The organism is Vibrio sp. OY15 (genome assembly GCF_000742455.1).
Classification (GTDB): domain Bacteria; phylum Pseudomonadota; class Gammaproteobacteria; order Enterobacterales; family Vibrionaceae; genus Vibrio; species Vibrio alginolyticus.
In genome coordinates, this window is record NZ_JPIL01000006.1 from 156545 (window position 1) to 173606 (window position 17062).

22 protein-coding genes are annotated in these 17062 nt (G+C 41.9%); 19 read left to right on the forward strand and 3 right to left on the reverse strand.

The window, feature by feature from the left end; all coding sequences use genetic code 11:
- Positions 1 to 35 precede the first annotated feature (35 nt).
- The 7 genes from radC (at position 36) to IJ23_RS07845 (ending at position 4589) form a co-directional block, all read left to right on the forward strand.
- Positions 36 to 710, forward strand: a complete 675-nt coding sequence (radC, locus tag IJ23_RS07815) for a RadC family protein (protein ID WP_017820707.1) — start codon at positions 36 to 38, stop codon at positions 708 to 710.
- 302 nt (positions 711 to 1012) lie between these two features.
- Positions 1013 to 1249, forward strand: a complete 237-nt coding sequence (gene rpmB, locus IJ23_RS07820; RefSeq protein WP_005384783.1) for a 50S ribosomal protein L28 — start codon at positions 1013 to 1015, stop codon at positions 1247 to 1249.
- Between the two features lie 13 nt (positions 1250 to 1262).
- Positions 1263 to 1433, forward strand: coding sequence for a 50S ribosomal protein L33 (gene rpmG, locus IJ23_RS07825; RefSeq protein WP_004410866.1), 171 nt, complete (start codon positions 1263 to 1265; stop codon positions 1431 to 1433).
- A gap of 276 nt (positions 1434 to 1709) precedes the next feature.
- Positions 1710 to 2186: a hypothetical protein gene (locus IJ23_RS07830; protein ID WP_033906120.1), complete on the forward strand. Its 477-nt coding sequence runs from the start codon at positions 1710 to 1712 to the stop codon at positions 2184 to 2186.
- A gap of 102 nt (positions 2187 to 2288) precedes the next feature.
- Complete coding sequence (gene mutM, locus IJ23_RS07835; protein WP_033905952.1) at positions 2289 to 3098, forward strand: bifunctional DNA-formamidopyrimidine glycosylase/DNA-(apurinic or apyrimidinic site) lyase; 810 nt, start codon at positions 2289 to 2291, stop codon at positions 3096 to 3098.
- Between the two features lie 86 nt (positions 3099 to 3184).
- Positions 3185 to 3667, forward strand: a complete 483-nt coding sequence (gene coaD, locus IJ23_RS07840) for a pantetheine-phosphate adenylyltransferase (protein WP_017820709.1) — start codon at positions 3185 to 3187, stop codon at positions 3665 to 3667.
- A complete protein-coding gene (locus tag IJ23_RS07845; RefSeq protein ID WP_033905954.1) occupies positions 3654 to 4589 on the forward strand; it encodes a glycosyl transferase family 90 in 936 nt (311 codons plus the stop codon). The genes coaD and IJ23_RS07845 overlap by 14 nt, the downstream gene beginning before the upstream one ends.
- A gap of 31 nt (positions 4590 to 4620) precedes the next feature.
- Here the strand turns inward: IJ23_RS07845 and IJ23_RS07850 are convergent, their stop codons facing one another.
- Genes IJ23_RS07850 through IJ23_RS07860 form a run of 3 tightly spaced genes read right to left on the reverse strand, consistent with a single transcriptional unit; the run spans position 4621 to position 7264 of the window.
- Positions 4621 to 5409 (reverse strand): glycosyltransferase family 2 protein, encoded by a 789-nt coding sequence (locus tag IJ23_RS07850; protein WP_033905955.1) that lies wholly within the window; start codon positions 5407 to 5409, stop codon positions 4621 to 4623.
- On the reverse strand, positions 5406 to 6173 hold the full coding sequence (locus IJ23_RS07855) for a glycosyltransferase family 2 protein (RefSeq protein WP_033906121.1): 768 nt from the start codon (positions 6171 to 6173) through the stop codon (positions 5406 to 5408). The genes IJ23_RS07850 and IJ23_RS07855 overlap by 4 nt, the downstream gene beginning before the upstream one ends.
- Positions 6174 to 6208: 35 nt before the next feature.
- The gene (locus IJ23_RS07860; RefSeq protein ID WP_033905957.1) at positions 6209 to 7264 is read right to left on the reverse strand and encodes a glycosyltransferase family 9 protein; all 1056 of its coding nucleotides are present in this window, start codon (positions 7262 to 7264) and stop codon (positions 6209 to 6211) included.
- A gap of 107 nt (positions 7265 to 7371) precedes the next feature.
- Here IJ23_RS07860 and IJ23_RS07865 point away from each other — a divergent pair, with 107 nt between their 5' ends.
- From IJ23_RS07865 to IJ23_RS07920, 12 genes are all read left to right on the forward strand, one after another.
- The gene (locus IJ23_RS07865) at positions 7372 to 7779 is read left to right on the forward strand and encodes a diacylglycerol kinase (RefSeq protein ID WP_005379424.1); all 408 of its coding nucleotides are present in this window, start codon (positions 7372 to 7374) and stop codon (positions 7777 to 7779) included.
- Positions 7780 to 7790: 11 nt separating this feature from the next.
- Complete coding sequence (locus IJ23_RS07870) at positions 7791 to 8501, forward strand: 3-deoxy-D-manno-octulosonic acid kinase (protein WP_033905958.1); 711 nt, start codon at positions 7791 to 7793, stop codon at positions 8499 to 8501.
- A 144-nt stretch (positions 8502 to 8645) separates the two neighbouring features.
- On the forward strand, positions 8646 to 9710 hold the full coding sequence (gene rfbB / locus IJ23_RS07875) for a dTDP-glucose 4,6-dehydratase (protein ID WP_033905959.1): 1065 nt from the start codon (positions 8646 to 8648) through the stop codon (positions 9708 to 9710).
- On the forward strand, positions 9710 to 10582 hold the full coding sequence (rfbA, locus tag IJ23_RS07880; protein ID WP_033905960.1) for a glucose-1-phosphate thymidylyltransferase RfbA: 873 nt from the start codon (positions 9710 to 9712) through the stop codon (positions 10580 to 10582). Before rfbB ends, rfbA begins: the two co-directional genes overlap by 1 nt.
- Positions 10583 to 10612: 30 nt before the next feature.
- Positions 10613 to 11701 (forward strand): DegT/DnrJ/EryC1/StrS family aminotransferase, encoded by a 1089-nt coding sequence (locus tag IJ23_RS07885; protein ID WP_198556785.1) that lies wholly within the window; start codon positions 10613 to 10615, stop codon positions 11699 to 11701.
- Between the two features lie 63 nt (positions 11702 to 11764).
- Positions 11765 to 13261 (forward strand): amino acid adenylation domain-containing protein, encoded by a 1497-nt coding sequence (locus IJ23_RS07890; RefSeq protein ID WP_161781342.1) that lies wholly within the window; start codon positions 11765 to 11767, stop codon positions 13259 to 13261.
- A 37-nt stretch (positions 13262 to 13298) separates the two neighbouring features.
- Positions 13299 to 13493, forward strand: coding sequence for a phosphopantetheine-binding protein (locus IJ23_RS07895; RefSeq protein ID WP_161782023.1), 195 nt, complete (start codon positions 13299 to 13301; stop codon positions 13491 to 13493).
- 3 nt (positions 13494 to 13496) lie between these two features.
- Positions 13497 to 14564 (forward strand): ketoacyl-ACP synthase III, encoded by a 1068-nt coding sequence (locus tag IJ23_RS07900; RefSeq protein WP_033905963.1) that lies wholly within the window; start codon positions 13497 to 13499, stop codon positions 14562 to 14564.
- Complete coding sequence (locus IJ23_RS07905; protein ID WP_021453150.1) at positions 14565 to 14780, forward strand: phosphopantetheine-binding protein; 216 nt, start codon at positions 14565 to 14567, stop codon at positions 14778 to 14780.
- Between the two features lie 5 nt (positions 14781 to 14785).
- Entirely contained in the window at positions 14786 to 15526 is a 741-nt protein-coding gene (locus tag IJ23_RS07910) for an SDR family NAD(P)-dependent oxidoreductase (RefSeq protein ID WP_033905964.1), read from the forward strand.
- Entirely contained in the window at positions 15519 to 16394 is an 876-nt protein-coding gene (locus IJ23_RS07915) for a formyltransferase family protein (RefSeq protein ID WP_033905965.1), read from the forward strand. The genes IJ23_RS07910 and IJ23_RS07915 overlap by 8 nt, the downstream gene beginning before the upstream one ends.
- A 3-nt stretch (positions 16395 to 16397) precedes the next feature.
- A complete protein-coding gene (locus IJ23_RS07920; RefSeq protein ID WP_033905966.1) occupies positions 16398 to 17027 on the forward strand; it encodes a NeuD/PglB/VioB family sugar acetyltransferase in 630 nt (209 codons plus the stop codon).
- Positions 17028 to 17062 lie beyond the last annotated feature (35 nt).

Consider the following 17062-nt stretch of genomic DNA (forward strand, 5'->3'; position numbering starts at 1 on the left):
GGAATAGGGACACTTTCCATATAAAGAGACATCAGATGATACTGAAAGCTTTGCCAAATGAGTCCATGCCCAGAGAGAAGCTACTGCAACGAGGGCCGCAAGCTTTGACCGATGCTGAGCTACTGGCCATCTTCTTGCGCACAGGCACCCGCGGAATGAACGTGATTGAGCTTGCAGACTTCCTTATTCAAGACTTTGGTTCGCTCAGACAACTATTTTCAGCATCAGAAGAAGAGTTTTGTCGTCACAAAGGATTAGGGCAAGCCAAGTATGTTCAATTGCAAGCTGTACTAGAAATGACACAACGTTACTTGGCGGAGACGCTAAAGCGTGGTGATGCCTTAACCAGCCCCGACCAAACTAAGTTATATCTGTCTTCTATTTTGAGGGATCGGCAAAGAGAGGCTTTTTATATTCTTTTTCTCGATAACCAGCACCGAGTGATAAAAGATGAAATTTTATTTGAAGGAACGTTGGATGCAGCGTCGGTGTATCCGAGAGAAGTTGTTAAGCGTGCTCTGCATCATAACGCGGCGGCTTTGATTTTGGCGCACAATCATCCTTCAGGGGTTGCTGAGCCGAGCCAAGCTGACAGAAGGATTACAAGGCGTCTCATTGACGCATTAGCATTGGTGGATATTCGTATTTTGGACCATTTCGTCATCGGAGATGGGGAAAGTGTCTCTTTTGCTGAAAGAGGCTGGATATAACTGTGCGTTTTTTAGGTTGTTAGTTGCTAAAAATCTGCTATCATCCACGCCACTAAATTTTTAACTGAATTCAGCTTGGACTGCTAAAAAAATCTGCTGTCTAAAAAAAGATCACGAAAACCTGTAAAAAGGATCTGTTCGGGTCTTGAGCAATGCATATCAAGTTAGTATAATGCGCGACCTTTGATAGCCTTGTATGGATTTTCCATAGCGGTTCTTAACCTCTAACTTCTTTTCGAGAGATAGAGAGGTTCGGCCACCAAGGTTGATATCGAGCTGAAACGATTTTGGAGAAGACATTCATGTCACGAGTATGCCAAGTAACTGGTAAGCGTCCAGTAACGGGTAACAACCGTTCACACGCACGAAATGCTACTAAGCGTCGTTTTCTGCCGAACCTACAAACTCATCGTTTCTGGGTAGAGAGCGAAAAACGTTTTGTTAAACTACGTCTATCTGCTAAAGGTATGCGCATCATCGACAAGAAAGGTATTGATACTGTTCTTGCAGACATGCGTGCACGTGGCGAAAACGTTTAAGAGGAAATAAGCAATGGCAAAGAAAGGCGTTCGTGAGAAAATCCGTCTAGTATCTTCTGCAGGTACAGGCCACTTCTACACAACTGATAAGAACAAGCGTAACATGCCAGGCAAATTTGAGATCAAAAAGTTTGATCCAGTAGTTCGCCAGCACGTTATGTACAAAGAAGCAAAAATCAAATAATTGGTTTCAGTCTCTTTGATGAATTGAAAAACCCAACTTTCGAGTTGGGTTTTTTATTACCTGAATAAAAGTGCTGAAGATAAAGTGTTCAGTACGTCATCGGATTGTAAAGTACTGCTGAAGCTATTTTACTGGTCCGACTCTATACTCGAATTTTTGATTGATCGCTCTCTGCCGCTTAGTTACAACTTCCCTACACACTTGCACACCGTTGTTCTAGTCAAGCTCAATACTCTTTGGTAATTTACTCATAACGATAAGAGAGTAGAGATGGTTATGCGTGTGAGTCCGGCTCGTCGCCGCCGATGGAACAATATTCTTATTCTGGGCATTATCGCATTTATAGTGATCTTAAATGCGCCGATGTGGATCAAAACTTACCTATTAACAGATCAAGCAGACCCTTACCCAAATGTACTTCGCTCCGACTATACGGTGGAGTCTTTGTACTATAGTGGCTGGGAGTTCGAGCTGCATGATGGACGGTGGCAATCCAACATCAAAGTTGATGCACCGATCAGTGAACTTGTATCACGCTGGCAATCATTGGAAGGGACCGAGCTCACCTCAGAACAGTACGATCATTTAAAACCTAACCTGGCGGTACCTGAAACGGTAGAAGTTTGGTATCAGGATCTCGAAGAGCCGCAGCGGGTGACTTTATTTCGTTTACCTGATTTTTGGCTATTTAAAACCTGGCAAGACAAATGGGTCGCTATCTCCGTCGATGAAAACTACCTTATGCCAGAGTAGAGCCTTTTTGCGCCTATACCCCTAATAAGCTTCCCTATTTATCGTTTTTCTTTTCGATTATGCTAGCAGCGAGAACTATTAGCCGGTGAATTGGAGAATTTAATGCCTGAGTTGCCAGAAGTTGAAGTGAGCCGTATGGGGATTAGCCCCCACATGGTTGGACAAACGATCCAGTCGTTTACTTTTCGAACGCCTAAATTGCGCTGGGATATTCCTACAGAGCTTAAAAAATTGGAAGGGCAGGTGATCCGTGCGATTAGCCGTCGTGCGAAATACTTACTGATCGAGACAAACACAGGTACAGCCATTGTTCACTTGGGCATGTCTGGGTCTTTACGTGTCCTAGATGCCGACTTTCCGCCAGCAAAGCACGATCATGTGGATCTCAAACTAAGCAGTGGAAAAATACTGCGTTATAACGATCCGCGTCGTTTTGGGGCATGGCTGTGGTGTGCTCCTGGTGAGTCACATGCTTTACTAGCAAACATGGGGCCTGAGCCTTTAACTGAAGAGTTCAATGCGGAATATGTAGCGGAGAAAGCTAAAAATAAGCGTGTCGCCGTCAAGCAGTTCATCATGGACAACAAAGTCGTGGTTGGTGTCGGGAACATCTACGCGAATGAGTCGTTGTTTAAATCTCGAATTCACCCTTCAAGGCCTGCAGGTAAGCTAACTTCTCAAGAGTGGGGGTTACTTGTTGAAAATATCAAAATGACACTTGAGGTTGCCATTACGCAAGGTGGGACTACTCTGAAAGATTTTGCGCAAGCCAATGGAAAGCCGGGTTACTTTGCACAAGAGTTATTGGTTTACGGAAAAGCCGGAGAGCCATGCCCAGAGTGCGGCGAACGACTTCAAGAGCTAAAGATTGGCCAACGTAATACCTTCTTTTGTAGTGAGTGTCAGAAGTAAGTCGAGCTATTATCGAGCTTAAGTTGTTGTAATCTTGCGTTCGAGCCTCAATAATTCAATCAGTTTCGAATAACTTAGTAAATTATATGAAAGTCATTTATCCGGGCACTTTTGATCCAGTGACTAATGGTCACCTCAATCTAATAGAACGTACTCACGAAATGTTTGATGAGGTTGTGATTGGCGTAGCCGCAAGCCCATCGAAGAACACTATGTTTTCATTGGAAGAGCGCGTTGCACTGATGCAGGACGTTGTAGCGCATTTACCTGGTGTGACGGTAAAGGGGTTCTCCGGGTTATTAGTGGATTTCGCGAGAAATGAGAAAGCTAAGGTTCTTATTCGTGGTTTACGAACAACGGTAGACTTTGAATACGAGTTTGGACTGACCAACATGTACCGAAAGCTATTACCAGGAATCGAGAGCGTATTTTTAACTCCTGAAGAAGAGTTTGCGTTTTTATCGTCGACTATCGTGAGAGAAGTAGCGATTCATGGCGGAAGTATCGAACAATTCGTTCCCAAGCCAGTAGCCATCGCGATTGGGGAAAAATTGAATGAAAGACAGTAAGTTCCCTTATTATTTCTCAAACGCTCTCTCGATACTTATCCCTCGCTTTGTATATCGAGCACAAGCCAAGCGTTTACTTTCGAATCTGACCGAAGCAGAGCTGCAAGGCTGTATTGAGCGGGTGAACTATTACAATAAGTGTGAAACGCCGTTTTCAGTTGATAGTCGAGAACAAAGTTACTCGACCATCGATACATTCAAAAAAACGAAAGGTTGGACGTATTTTTTCGATCTTCGCCAAGTTGTACGCTATTTCCCTTCCAGTTTTGCGTTTAACTACATCAACGGCGATGTTACACACATCCCCAATGTACCGAGCTTTATAAAAAGCCGCCCTATTTTTGGTAACAACCAAAATTCAGTGGTGTTGAAACTTAATCAAGTTCGTCATTTTAAATTTATTGATGATCCTGTTCGCTATCAAGATAAAAAGGACATGGTAGCGTGGCGCGGCGTGGGTTTTCAGCCGCATCGTAAAAAGGTGATTCATGCGTTTTACAACCATCCGCAATGCAATATTGGCCAGACCCGCCCGGTAGAAGGGAAACCATGGGAAAAGGGCTTTATGAGTATTGAAGAGCAACTGCAGTATAAGTTTTTGCTCTGTATAGAAGGCAATGATGTGGCCACCAACCTTAAGTGGGCTATGTCGTCTAACTCCTTGGTTATTATGTCAAAGCCAAAATATGAGACTTGGTTTATGGAAGGTAAGTTAGAGGCAGGCGTCCACTATGTTGAAGTGAAGGATGACTATTCGGATTTACCCGAAAAGATGGATTATTACCTAGCGAATGAGCAAGAAGCATTAGCGATCATTGAAAATGCGCACCAGTGGGTTGAGCAGTTCAAAGATAAACGTAAAGAGCGTTTGATCTCATTGATGGTTGCCGATAAGTACTTCGCTTTATCTCAGCAACAATAAAAAAGGGGCGAAACGCCCCTTTTTTATAATCTTAAGCTTCTAGAAATTGATCAACACCATTCTCACAGCGTTTAAGCTTGTTTTTAATGGTGCTCTCTAAAATCTCGTCATTTTGTCCGAGTGACGCACGAGAGTTTTCTACGTGGTACAAGTGGTAGCCTACACCTGCGAATTTTAGGTAAAGACGTGACTTACCCGCATTCAACATGCGATGAACAAACTCGCTGTCTTCGCGTCCCCATCCAACAAAATCTTGGTTGAAGCCATTCACCTCGATGACATCTTGTCGCCAAAACGCCATGTTGCAGCCGCGAGTGGCTTTATCGTTATTACGCTCGTAAGAGAACCATTTCGATAGTAAGGCGTTGGTTATGCAGTTTTTACGATTGCGAATGCCTTTGCTGAAAATGGAAGGCACTAAGCCGTTTTCCATGATGGCCTTGCTGCAGCTTTCATCCGTTAACACACGTCCACCCTGCACAAACCAATTTGGTTTTGCGACTTGCTTATGTGATTCAATAAACGTTTGGGACAGCACCATGTCGCCATCAATCATGATGAGGTAGTCACCTGATGCTTTGGCGATCGCACGGTTGCGGCTCATTGAAAGCTGAAAGCCATTATCCTCGTGCCAACTATGAATCAGTGGAACCGGAAAACCTTCACGCATTTGGTCAACCATTGCTTTGGTGTCTTCTCGAGAACCATCATCTGCAACAATTACTTCGTCAGGCAAAACGGTTTGACGTTTCACGCTTTCTAACACCGCTTTTAATGCTTCTTTCCAGTTGTAAGTGGTGATAATTAAAGTCGTTTTCATGATTTTTTTGCCTGTTCACGTAAGTAGAGATCGATATATTTTACAAAAGTAGAGTGCATGCTTAGCCAAGCTAGAATGAAGCCATGCTTGCCATCAAGGAAGCCTCGTTTGAGAACATACATCTTCAAAAAGCTAGCAAGAGCGTGAACGATAGCGGTCGTTAAACCCGCTTTCTTTTTACCTTCACGTTCATCCGTCCAGGCCTTGAGGTAACCAGTGGTTTTATTGATGTAATGATGAAGGTGCTCGTAAGTGTAGTGATGCAGTCGACCATCCAGCTTTTCAGTTTGATAGTTTTTCTCATCAACTTTTTCATGAACGAGCGAATCATTATATTGTGTATATTCGGTGCGATATAAGCGCACAATCCAGTCTGGAGACCAACCAGAATGGTAGATGAACTTACCAAACGCTGAGCTTAGTCGATTAAGTTTGTATAAAACGTTCGGCTTATTGGCTGATACCGCGTGTAAGATACTTTCTTTTAGCTCTGGAGTGACTTGTTCGTCTGCATCAAGCCATAAAACGTAGTCTGCCGTAACGTATTGCTGCGCAAGTTGGCGTTGTTTACCGAAACCTGGCCAATCTAGATTGGTGTAAAACTTATCTGTGTATTGTCGGGCGATTTCTTCGGTGCGATCGGTGCTGCCCGAGTCTAGAAGGACAATCTCATCGGCCCAATCTTTTACTGTGTCTAGACAAGCTTGTAAGTGCTTCTCTTCATTTTTTACAATTAAGGCAACGGCTAAGGTTGGTTTGGACAAGGTCATTTCCTTCTTAACAAATCAAGACAGTAAGTTTACTGGTATTGAGGATACAAATCTTCTAAGACTTGATCGAACATGCTCATTACTTGAGTGCTGGTAATGCGGTTCATTGCCGTTTCATCTTTAGCGCGAGTTCGCCAGCTTAATTCGTGACTGTTTTTACCTGTTTCCGCAAAGATCGTTTCTTCATACACTGAGACAACGTATTTTAGATAACGGTAAGGTCCCACTCGCATCGGATTATGGTGTGCATAGAGCCCGATGATTGGCGTTTTCATGGCATTCGCCATGTGTGCTGGTCCGGTATCGGGGGCGATGACCATTTCAACCTTATCTATTAACGCAAGCATTTGCAGAATTGAACTTTGTCCAACTAAATTTAGACACGGTTCTTCCAAGCGAGATTGAATGGCCTCTGCCAGATCCAATTCTACCTGAGCCGGGCTGCCTGCCAGAATCACGTTCCAGCCTTTTGCTCTGGCGTGATGAATCACATCCACATAACCTTCCGCGTTCCAGTTTTTATAAGCTTTGCTCGCACCAGGCACAATCAGCAGGTTAGGCTTACTACGAGAAATATGAGACTCTGCCCAAGCTTGGTCGTGGTCTGAATAAGAAAGTACCCAGTCTAGTTCTGCCTTTGGTACCCCAATTTGATGGGCAAAGGCCATTAAGCCATCTGCGACATGCAGAGATTGCGGGGAAGGCACTTTGACATTGGTAAATAGTGTTTGAAAGTCCTGGCTTCTATCAGAAGAGAAACCAAGTTTGTATTTTGCTTTAATGCCCAACGTTGCGACACTCGCTCGAATCGCGTACTGCATATGCAATAGCGCATCAAACTCTCTGCCTTTCAGCTGTCGCCAAAGTGATTTGTAGCCATCAAGTCCCGCTTTTTTATCAAAAACAATCACTTCTACACCATCGATGGCGGCTAATAACTGGGCTTCAAGTTTACCCGTTATCCAAGTAATCTGGGTCGAAGGCCAGTGTTTCTGAATAGCTTGAATGCTGGCGATAGTATTGCAAACGTCTCCGATAGCGGACAAACGCAAGACGCATAGTGACGATGGGGCAGAAGTGAACATAATTATTGTCTGATTCGATGAATAGAGGCAGGTAAATTATGCAGACATCCCCAATAAATGTAAAATACACGGCTCGAATATAGCTAAGTACCGATAAGTGTTCTGCAATGTCAAAGACAACACCACATCAATCGCAAGAATCTGGCAAGCCGGGTAACACCGGGCTAAAGCGCATCGTTAAAGCGACGGGTTATTCGATCCAAGGATTAAAAGCGGCTTTTAAGTATGAAGCTGCCATTCGACAAGAGTTGGCTCTGTTGAGTATCGCCGTGATTTTGGCTTGGCTCGTGGATGTCGGCATGGTTGAGCGTATCTTAATGATCGGGGTCGTGGTATTAGTCTTGATTGTAGAGCTTGTAAACTCAGCGATTGAGGCGGTAGTGGATCGTATCGGTATTGAACGGCATGAACTCAGTGGTCGAGCTAAAGATATAGGCTCTGCTGCCGTTATGGTTGCTTTGGCGTTTGCTGCATTTACTTGGTTGTATATATTAGCCAGCCGGTATTTAGGCTAGAGGGTGAGCGTATGATTCAACAGTATAAAAACAACAACCAAGTGATCTGGTTTGATGACGAGATCATTACAGACCCTAGCCAACCGATATTTGATGAGGAATACTGGCAGTCCTCCGACAAGGTGGTTGGCAGTGCGACGGGGCGAGGCACGACATGGTTTATCCAACTAGAGAACATGCAAGCGGCACTACGTCATTACCGTCGTGGCGGTTTGTTTGGGAAGTTAGTTAACGATCATTATTGGTTCTCTGGCTGGGATAACACCCGTTGTGCGCAAGAGTTTCAGCTTTTGTTGGCGCTAATTGAGGCTGGGGTGCACGTTCCTCGTCCTATTGCAGCAAGAGCCGTAAAGTCAGGACTCTTCTATCAAGCTGATTTATTAAGTGAGCGAATCCCAAACGCCAGAGATCTGGTTAGTATCTTGCAAGAACAGTCTTTATCGGTAGAAATGTATCAGAAAATAGGGCAAGAAATTGCCAAGATGCATCAGGTTGGCGTTAACCATACTGATTTGAATATCCACAATATCTTGATCGACGACAAAGATAAGGTATGGATTATCGATTTTGATAAGTGTCGTTTTGAAACTTCTGGTGACTGGAAGCATCAAAATCTAAATAGACTTCTGCGTTCATTTAATAAAGAGCGTTTAAAGCGACAGATTATTTGGCAAGAATCCGATTTTGAACATTTTCAGGACGGTTATGCTTCTCAATCTTAATTGAGTTTTTTATCATTTTATGTTGATTGCTCTAAGTAAGCCTTCTTGAGTCTAACGATGCTCGAGTGAGTCTATAAACTACAATAATCATAAAGTATTCATGTGTATCTGATGGCACAAAAATTAACGTAGGTAACATTTGTAATGAAAATATTAGTAACCGGTGGAGCAGGCTTTATTGGGTCAGCTGTTGTCCGACATATCATTCGTGACACCCAAGATACCGTCATCAATTTAGATAAACTGACCTACGCAGGGAATCTAGAATCACTGGTTGATGTCTCAGAGAGTGAACGTTACTACTTTGAGCAAGTAGATATCTGTGACCGAGCTGAACTAGATCGCGTGTTTTCAGAGCATCAACCCGATAGGGTTATGCATTTGGCCGCCGAGTCTCATGTCGATCGCTCTATTGATGGTCCTGCTGCTTTTATTGAGACCAACGTGATGGGCACTTACCATTTGCTTGAAGCGGCTCGTCAATATTGGTCGGGCTTAGATGAAGCGCGCCAATCGGCATTCCGTTTTCATCATATTTCTACGGATGAAGTGTATGGTGATTTAGAGGGAACGGATGATTTGTTCACCGAAACCACTTCATACGCGCCGAGCAGCCCATATTCTGCATCTAAAGCTTCGAGCGATCACCTGGTTCGCGCTTGGCAACGTACTTATGGCTTACCGACACTTGTCACCAATTGCTCCAACAACTATGGCCCGTACCACTTCCCAGAGAAGTTGATCCCTCTGATGATTTTAAATGCCCTCGATGGCAAGCCGTTGCCTGTGTATGGTGATGGTATGCAGATCCGAGATTGGCTGTTTGTGGAAGACCATGCTCGCGTGCTGTACAAAGTGGTCAACGAAGGTGAAGTCGGTGAAACCTACAACATTGGTGGCCATAACGAAAAAGCCAACATCGAAGTGGTGAAAACCATTTGTGCTTTGCTTGAAGAGCTGCGACCAAACAAACCTGCAGGTGTTGAGTCTTATGAATCTTTGATCACGTATGTGAAAGATCGCCCAGGTCATGATGTGCGTTACGCAATTGATGCCACCAAGATTGCTCAAGAGCTTGGCTGGACGCCAGAAGAAACGTTTGAAAGCGGTATTCGCAAAACCGTGGAATGGTACCTCAATAATCCGCAATGGTGGCAACGCGTGCTTGATGGTTCATACAGTTTAGAGCGATTAGGAGCGGGCGAATAATGAAAGGCATTATTTTAGCTGGTGGCTCGGGCACTCGCCTTTACCCTATTACACGCGGTGTCTCTAAGCAGTTACTGCCGGTTTATGACAAACCAATGATTTACTACCCGTTGTCGGTACTCATGCTTGCTGGCATTCGTGAAATCTTGATCATCACCACGCCAGAAGACCAAGAGGGTTTTCAGCGCCTATTGGGTGATGGCTCAGAGTTTGGCATTGAGTTGCAATACGCGATTCAGCCAAGCCCAGATGGCTTAGCTCAGGCCTTCATCATTGGTGAAGACTTCATTGGCGATGACTCAGTATGTTTGGTGCTGGGTGACAACATCTTTTATGGGCAAGGGTTCACTCCTATTCTTCAGCAAGCTGCGATGAAGAGCTGTGGTGCGACGGTATTCGGTTATCAGGTTAAAGATCCAGAGCGATTTGGCGTTGTAGAATTTGATGCCAACATGCAGGCGATTTCGATTGAAGAAAAACCAGTAAAGCCTAAATCCAATTATGCTGTCACTGGGCTGTATTTTTATGATAACCGAGTCGTTGAATTGGCAAAAAAAGTCAAACCTTCATCTCGTGGTGAGTTAGAGATTTCGACGCTAAACCAAATGTACCTTGAGCAAGGTGACCTGAATGTTCAATTACTAGGGCGCGGCTTTGCTTGGTTAGATACTGGAACACATGAAAGCCTGCATGAAGCCTCTTCGTTTGTTCAAACCATTGAAAATGTTCAAGGTCTTAAAGTTGCCTGTTTAGAAGAGATAGCGTGGCGCAATGGGTGGTTAACAAGAGACCAGATACTATCCATTGCAAAACCGATGCAAAAAAATGATTACGGACGTTACCTTTCCGAGTTAGTCACCGAACAAAAATAGCACTACTCGTTAGTTGCAATGAGATATTAAATGATGAGCAATGAAATTGTTCCTGTAACAAAACCATATCTACCGTCAAAAGATAAGTATAAACAATATGTTGATCGTGTGTACGAGAGCGGTTGGTTGACCAATAGTGGTCCTCTCGTTAAGGATTTAGAATCTCGACTAGCTGAGTATCTTGGTGTTAAGCATGTTATATTGGTTGCAAATGGCTCATTGGCACTTCAAGTTGCTTACAAAGCACTTAATCTAGCTGGAGAGGTGGTCACAACACCTTTCTCTTTCGCTGCGACCACAAGCACGCTTAATTGGGAAAATTTAACCCCTGTTTTTTGTGATATTGAAAGTGATACCTTTAATATCAATCCTGATTTAATTGAAGATCTTATTACAGAAAAAACGTCTGCAATAGTACCGGTGCACGTGTTTGGTAACCCATGTAAAGTCAATGAGATTCAAGCTATAGCAAACAAGCACGGCCTAAAAGTTATCTATGATGCCGCTCATGCTTTTGGTGTGGACCTAAATAAAAAAAGTGTATTAACGTACGGTGATATAAGTACATTAAGTTTCCATGCCACAAAGTTATTCCACACGATAGAGGGTGGAGCTGTGATTACACAATGTGATGAGCTAGCAGCTAAAGTACGCTCTATGATTAACTTTGGAATAACAGGACCGGATTCAATAGAAGGTGTTGGAACCAATGCCAAGATGAATGAGTTTGAAGCCGCTATGGGTCACTGCGTTCTAGATGATATAGAAAGTATCATGACCAAGCGAAGAGGCTTATGGCAAAGTTATCAAACCCACCTTTCTGGTGTTTTCCAAATGCAAAATTGGTTGGATAGCTCAAAACCTAATGGTGCGTATGTACCAATTGTGTTTGATTCGGAGCAGTCATTACTTAGAGCTAAGGCTAATTTGGAAGCGAATAACATCTTTCCAAGAAGGTACTTTTATCCAAGTTTAGATCTTGTCGATAGTTATGGTCATGAAGGAACTCCATGTGAAGTTAGTCGCTCGACTAGTAAAAGGATCTTATGCTTGCCTATATATTTTGATTTGTGTGAATCAATGGTAAACAAGATAAAACAAATACTTAAAAAATCATGATTGGTTGCAAAAAGAGAGTATAAGATGAGAAACAGCATCCTGAAATATCTACAAGCATCGTCGATGAAACATCCAGAAAATATTTGTGTTTCGGATTCGAACCACTCTTTGACTTATGCAGAAAGTACAGCAAAGTCATATGCTATCTCATTGCAACTAAGACAGCAGGGAAGTTTAAACAAGCCGATTGTTGTGTTTGCGAAAAAATCTGTAAATGCACTCTCCATGATCTTTTCTGCGACAATGGCTGGAGGGATTTACTGTCCCGTAGACATTAACTCACCTAAAGAACGACTATTAAAGATCTTATCTAACCTTCAAGATTGTCTTGTTCTTTATGATGAAACGTCTCGAAATTTATTAAATTCATTAGAATTAGATAGTCCAATTTCAACTATTAATATCGATGAAATACCAACATCTAAGCTACCTATGCAAGATATTTGGGTTGATATCGAAAAGTTTAATCAAACCGTTATTGATAAAGATCCATGTTATATAATTTTTACTTCAGGCTCTACAGGCACACCAAAAGGTGTCACTATTTGCCATTCTAGTGTTATTGATTATATAGATTGGGCTAATTCAACCTATCAAGTGAGCAAGGCTGATATTATTGGTAGTCAAGCACCACTATTCTTTGATAATTCGACTTTAGACATCTATTTGGCGTTGTCTAATGCGGCAGAATTGCATGTTATTCCTGAAAGCGTGTTTATTTTTCCTCAGAAAACACTTGAATACCTGAAAGAAAAAGCAATAACAACGATCTTCTGGGTTCCTTCATTGCTTGTAAATATTGCGAACCTTAAGTTACTTGATCAGTTTCAATTGCCATGCTTGAAGAATGTATTGTTTGCTGGGGAAGTAATGCCAGCGAAGACGATTAAGTACTGGTTAGATAAGCATCCTAATGCTCATTACTCTAACTTGTACGGACCAACAGAAATTACCGTTGATTGCACCTACTATGATGTGCCGTCAGACTGGGATGGGGATAGCTTACCTATAGGGGTCCCTTGTCATAACTCAGGAATTCTAATCCTAGATGAAAACGACCAGCGTAATGATGAAGGTGAATTGTGCGTTCGAGGCTCTAGCTTAGCGCTTGGGTATTGGGCTAACTCAGAAAAAACAGAAGAGGTATTTTGTCAAAACCCACTTCAAGATAAATACATTGATATGATCTATCGTACCGGAGACTTGGTTAGACTTGTTGATGGTTTAATTTATTATATTGGTAGAAAAGACTTCCAGATTAAGCACAATGGCTATCGTATAGAACTTGGTGAAATTGAGTCTCAGATCATGGAGCTAGATGCTGTCGAACAGTGTGTTGTTGGTTATTTATCAGAAGATAAAGTGCTTTATTCTTTTGTTCAATGCAGTAGTTCGATGAGTGAAGTTGAGCTTAAAGTTGCACTGACGAAACGTTTACCAAAGTACATGATTCCAAGCAAGATTGGCTTTGTACAAGAAATGCTTTTTACGCCAAATGGTAAGTTAAATAGAAAAGCTTTTTCAGAGAAAGCGCTACAAGAATTTGTAAAGGTTAAATAGTAGTATGTGTGAAAAAATTATAGCAATCTTAACCACAATGAAACCAGAACATGAGTTTGCTAAAGATACTGAACTTTTTGAATCAGGTCTGTTGGACTCTTTTGATTTGTTAGTCCTAGTAAGTGAGATCGAAGCTCAGCTAGCTATTTCAATTCCTGGTGAAGGTTTGGTTCCTGAGAATTTTGTTTCGCCGCATGTTATTGGTGAGTATCTTAAAACGATTCAAGGTTAATTTATGAAAAGTGATATTGGCAATATCTCGCTGAAAGGGATAGTCGCAGCCGTTCCAAAGCATATTTCTTACTTTGATGATGAGATAAAAAACTACTCACACACAGAGCAGAGTTCTAAAAAGCTGAAGAAGCTAATGGGATACAATCAACATCATGTTGTTTCAAAAGAAACGGCGCTCACTGATATGATTTTTCCTTTGCTTGAGGACCTGTCAACCACTCTTGGGTGCGACTATCAGGATGTGGATGGAATTTTGGTGGTAACTCAAACTCCTGATTACCCAATTCCGTCAACGGCTTCGATAGTACATGGCGCTTTTGACTTTAAAACCGATTGTTATTGCATGGACATCAACGATGGTTGCAATGGCTATATTCGAGGTTTGTTTGAAGCTTCGAGCCTAGTTCGTAATAGTGATGCGCAAAAAGTGTTGCTAATTGCTGGTGATGTTTTAAGCCGTAAGGTTTCTTTAAAAGATCGTAACTCATACCCTCTTATTGGGGATGCAGTTACTATCACTTTAATAGAAAGAAGAGCGGAAAATGTGAAGGCCCCTCTTGAGATCAAACATGATGGTAAAGGAGCAAAAGCTTTAATGATCCCATCAGGTGGTATGGTAAACCCTTGTACCTCTGATACTGCCGCTCTTGCTGAGGACGAAGAAGGAAATTGGCGTTGTTCTGAGCATTTGGTCATGCAAGGTAGAGATGTTTTTACGTTTACTCAAACAACGGTAATCAATTTTATTAAAGAGTTTATTGAAACGAACACAAAACCAGAAGAGATTGACTACTTTTTCTTTCATCAAGCAAATAAGTTTATCTTGGATCGTTTCCGTTCAGCACTGAAGGTAACGGAAGAGCAGTTACCTTCAGAGGTAGTGACTATTTATGGTAACTCTTCGTCCGCAACTGTCCCAATGTCGATTTTATCATCTTGGATGAAGAATTCGGGCTTTGAGGGTAAAAAAGCACTATTATCAGGCTTTGGTATAGGTCTGAGTTGGGGGGCGACCTTGATTGATGTCAATGAACTTACACTATGTAAACTAATTAAGTTGGATGTATAAATGACTGTTTTTTTGGAAGAACTAGCTGAGATCCTAGAGTTGGAAGTAGAAGAGCTAACTCCTGATTTTGAATATCAAGAAACGGAAGAGTGGGACTCTTTAGCCCAATTATCTCTTATCACTTTATTCGCAGATGAATATCAAGTAGAAATTGGACACGGTGATTTAATCGAACGAAAAACTGTGGGTCAATTGCTCGAGCTACTTCCTCAGTAATTTCGATGAAAAGAAAAGTTCTTATCACAGGAGCGACTTCAGACATTGGCTTGAGTATTGCTCACAAACATGTTCAAAAGGGAAACTTTGTGATCCTTCTTGGACGTAATGAAGAGAGCCTTAAAACCGCTGAGGAATCTTTAGGAAAAGATTCCTCAGCCGCTTATGTTTGGGATTTGAAGTCTCCTTCATCATTAAAACCGCTGCTGAAAAAGATCGTTACTGAGCAAGGTAAAGTTACAGATCTTATCTGTGCTGCGGGCTACCATAAAATCTTGCCGTTGAAGTTAGTATCGGATGAAGAGCTTCTTTTGACTATGCAAACGAACGTAAATAGTCACTTGATCCTTTGCCAGCTTTTTTCGAACGCTTTATATTCAGATAAGTCTCAGGATAGAAGTATTACACTGATTTCTAGCATTGCCCATTTCGTTGGTGAGCCAGGATTAGTTGCTTATTCTGCAGCAAAAGGGGCTTTGATTTCTGCAAGTAAATCAATGGCTAGAGAATTAGCTCCGCGTAAAATCAGAGTAAATACCGTTTCGCCTGGATGGGTTGAGACCAAGCACACAAAAGATGTAGCGGTTGATTTGGGCGAAGCAGCACTTGAAAAGTTACATAACCTATATCCTTTAGGTTTAGGCAAACCTGAAGATGTTGCAGAGGCCTGTTATTTTTTGAGTAGCAGAGCGTCTCGCTGGGTGACTGGTTTAGATCTTGTGATTGATGGAGGGCGCAGTGTCTAAATTAAAGTTTGAAACCGTAATCGTGATCGGTTTTGGTAAGATAGCTCAAGACGTTGCTTCCAAGCTTCTTCAATATGATGTGACGCTGAAATTGTTACAGACAGAGATGCAACCTTTTTCTACTCTTGAGTCATTTGCTCAAAAACACGACGTCGCATATCAATTTAAGCATACGAAAGAAGATATCGAGTCTTCGTTACTCAGGTGGCTGTCTGGTAATACATTAATCATCAGTGCGAATAATAACTACCTTTTTAAAGGGAAGTTACTGACTTTAAAGAATGTAACTATTATCAATTTTCATAATGCACTTTTACCAAATTTACGAGGAAGAAACGCACCTAGTTGGGCTATTTTTCATCAATTAGAAAAAACCGGTGTCACTTGGCATTATGTTGATGAAGGTGTAGACACTGGTGAGGCTATTGCTTTTTCCGACGTATTAGTTGATAAGCATGACAAAGCATATCAGGTCGCTCATAAATGTATGCATGCCGGATTAGAAGCCTTTTCAAACGTAATTGATGAATTGTTGCAAACAGGCAGTACTCCTTGCTTGACTAAACAGCCATTGAGATACGACTATCTGTACCTGTCCAAAGATATTCCCGGAAATGGCTGGCTAGATATAAAACAATCAACGCTTGAGAACTATCGCATATTGAGAGCATTAGATTATGGACCATTTAAAGTTTTTCCTAAGGCTCTAATTGATAATGATGGTGATAGATACTCTGTACGTGCTTATCAGTTTATTGATGAACCAAGCGATAAATCTGTAAATAGTAGCGAAAATAGCATCGTGATAAATGATGAGTTTGGCTTGTTAAAAATACACGTTGAAAAAATCGAGATTGAGCAGGGGTAAATAATGTCTAATCCAATTATTATATTTGGAGCTAGTGGTCTAGCTGCGGAAGTGTACAGCTGGATACAAGATGTAAATGATATTCGTGAACGTTTCTTGTGTTTTTGTGTGACTGACGAATATTTTGTATCAGGAACAACATTTTATGGCCACGAAGTAAAATCAATCTCCATGCTAGATGATCTTGAACAGTTTGATTTTATTTTGGCATTTGGAGGGGAAGGTTATGCTCGCGCTAGTATTGCCGAAATGCTAAAAGATAAAGGCGGTAATGCTATCTCATTTATTCACCCTAGTGTTGTGTTGAGCCCATTCTCTTTAATAGGTGAAGGTGTAATTATTAACCCAAACTGCAGCATCTCTCCTGGTGCAGCTATTGGTGACTTTTCGCTCATCAACTGTAATTGTGCTATTGGACATGATGTCAAAATTGGTCGCTATACCTCTTTACTAGGAAGCAATACCATCAATGGTCATGTAGAAATTGGTGAGAGAGTATTGATTGGCTCCGGAGCAACTATCCACCCTAAAGTTAAAGTAGCAGATGATGCGACAGTTGGCATGGGAGCTGTCGTATTTACCAAAGTGAGGTCAAATACCACCGTTCTAGGTAATCCTGCTAAAAAGATATAACTCTTCTTAATTAAATAAAATAGAAGACAGAGGAA

What these genes read in the sequence shown, in the direction of transcription:
- radC (WP_017820707.1), top strand. Translation starts at nt 36, where the DNA reads ATGATACTGAAAGCTTTGCCAAATGAGTCCATGCCCAGAGAGAAGCTA.
- rpmB (WP_005384783.1), top strand. Translation starts at nt 1,013, where the DNA reads ATGTCACGAGTATGCCAAGTAACTGGTAAGCGTCCAGTAACGGGTAAC.
- rpmG (WP_004410866.1), top strand. Translation starts at nt 1,263, where the DNA reads ATGGCAAAGAAAGGCGTTCGTGAGAAAATCCGTCTAGTATCTTCTGCA.
- IJ23_RS07830 (WP_033906120.1), top strand. Translation starts at nt 1,710, where the DNA reads ATGCGTGTGAGTCCGGCTCGTCGCCGCCGATGGAACAATATTCTTATT.
- mutM (WP_033905952.1), top strand. Translation starts at nt 2,289, where the DNA reads ATGCCTGAGTTGCCAGAAGTTGAAGTGAGCCGTATGGGGATTAGCCCC.
- coaD (WP_017820709.1), top strand. Translation starts at nt 3,185, where the DNA reads ATGAAAGTCATTTATCCGGGCACTTTTGATCCAGTGACTAATGGTCAC.
- IJ23_RS07845 (WP_033905954.1), top strand. Translation starts at nt 3,654, where the DNA reads ATGAAAGACAGTAAGTTCCCTTATTATTTCTCAAACGCTCTCTCGATA.
- IJ23_RS07850 (WP_033905955.1), bottom strand. Translation starts at nt 5,409, where the DNA reads ATGAAAACGACTTTAATTATCACCACTTACAACTGGAAAGAAGCATTA.
- IJ23_RS07860 (WP_033905957.1), bottom strand. Translation starts at nt 7,264, where the DNA reads ATGTTCACTTCTGCCCCATCGTCACTATGCGTCTTGCGTTTGTCCGCT.
- IJ23_RS07865 (WP_005379424.1), top strand. Translation starts at nt 7,372, where the DNA reads ATGTCAAAGACAACACCACATCAATCGCAAGAATCTGGCAAGCCGGGT.
- IJ23_RS07870 (WP_033905958.1), top strand. Translation starts at nt 7,791, where the DNA reads ATGATTCAACAGTATAAAAACAACAACCAAGTGATCTGGTTTGATGAC.
- rfbB (WP_033905959.1), top strand. Translation starts at nt 8,646, where the DNA reads ATGAAAATATTAGTAACCGGTGGAGCAGGCTTTATTGGGTCAGCTGTT.
- rfbA (WP_033905960.1), top strand. Translation starts at nt 9,710, where the DNA reads ATGAAAGGCATTATTTTAGCTGGTGGCTCGGGCACTCGCCTTTACCCT.
- IJ23_RS07885 (WP_198556785.1), top strand. Translation starts at nt 10,613, where the DNA reads ATGATGAGCAATGAAATTGTTCCTGTAACAAAACCATATCTACCGTCA.
- IJ23_RS07890 (WP_161781342.1), top strand. Translation starts at nt 11,765, where the DNA reads ATGAAACATCCAGAAAATATTTGTGTTTCGGATTCGAACCACTCTTTG.
- IJ23_RS07895 (WP_161782023.1), top strand. Translation starts at nt 13,299, where the DNA reads ATGAAACCAGAACATGAGTTTGCTAAAGATACTGAACTTTTTGAATCA.
- IJ23_RS07900 (WP_033905963.1), top strand. Translation starts at nt 13,497, where the DNA reads ATGAAAAGTGATATTGGCAATATCTCGCTGAAAGGGATAGTCGCAGCC.
- IJ23_RS07905 (WP_021453150.1), top strand. Translation starts at nt 14,565, where the DNA reads ATGACTGTTTTTTTGGAAGAACTAGCTGAGATCCTAGAGTTGGAAGTA.
- IJ23_RS07910 (WP_033905964.1), top strand. Translation starts at nt 14,786, where the DNA reads ATGAAAAGAAAAGTTCTTATCACAGGAGCGACTTCAGACATTGGCTTG.
- IJ23_RS07920 (WP_033905966.1), top strand. Translation starts at nt 16,398, where the DNA reads ATGTCTAATCCAATTATTATATTTGGAGCTAGTGGTCTAGCTGCGGAA.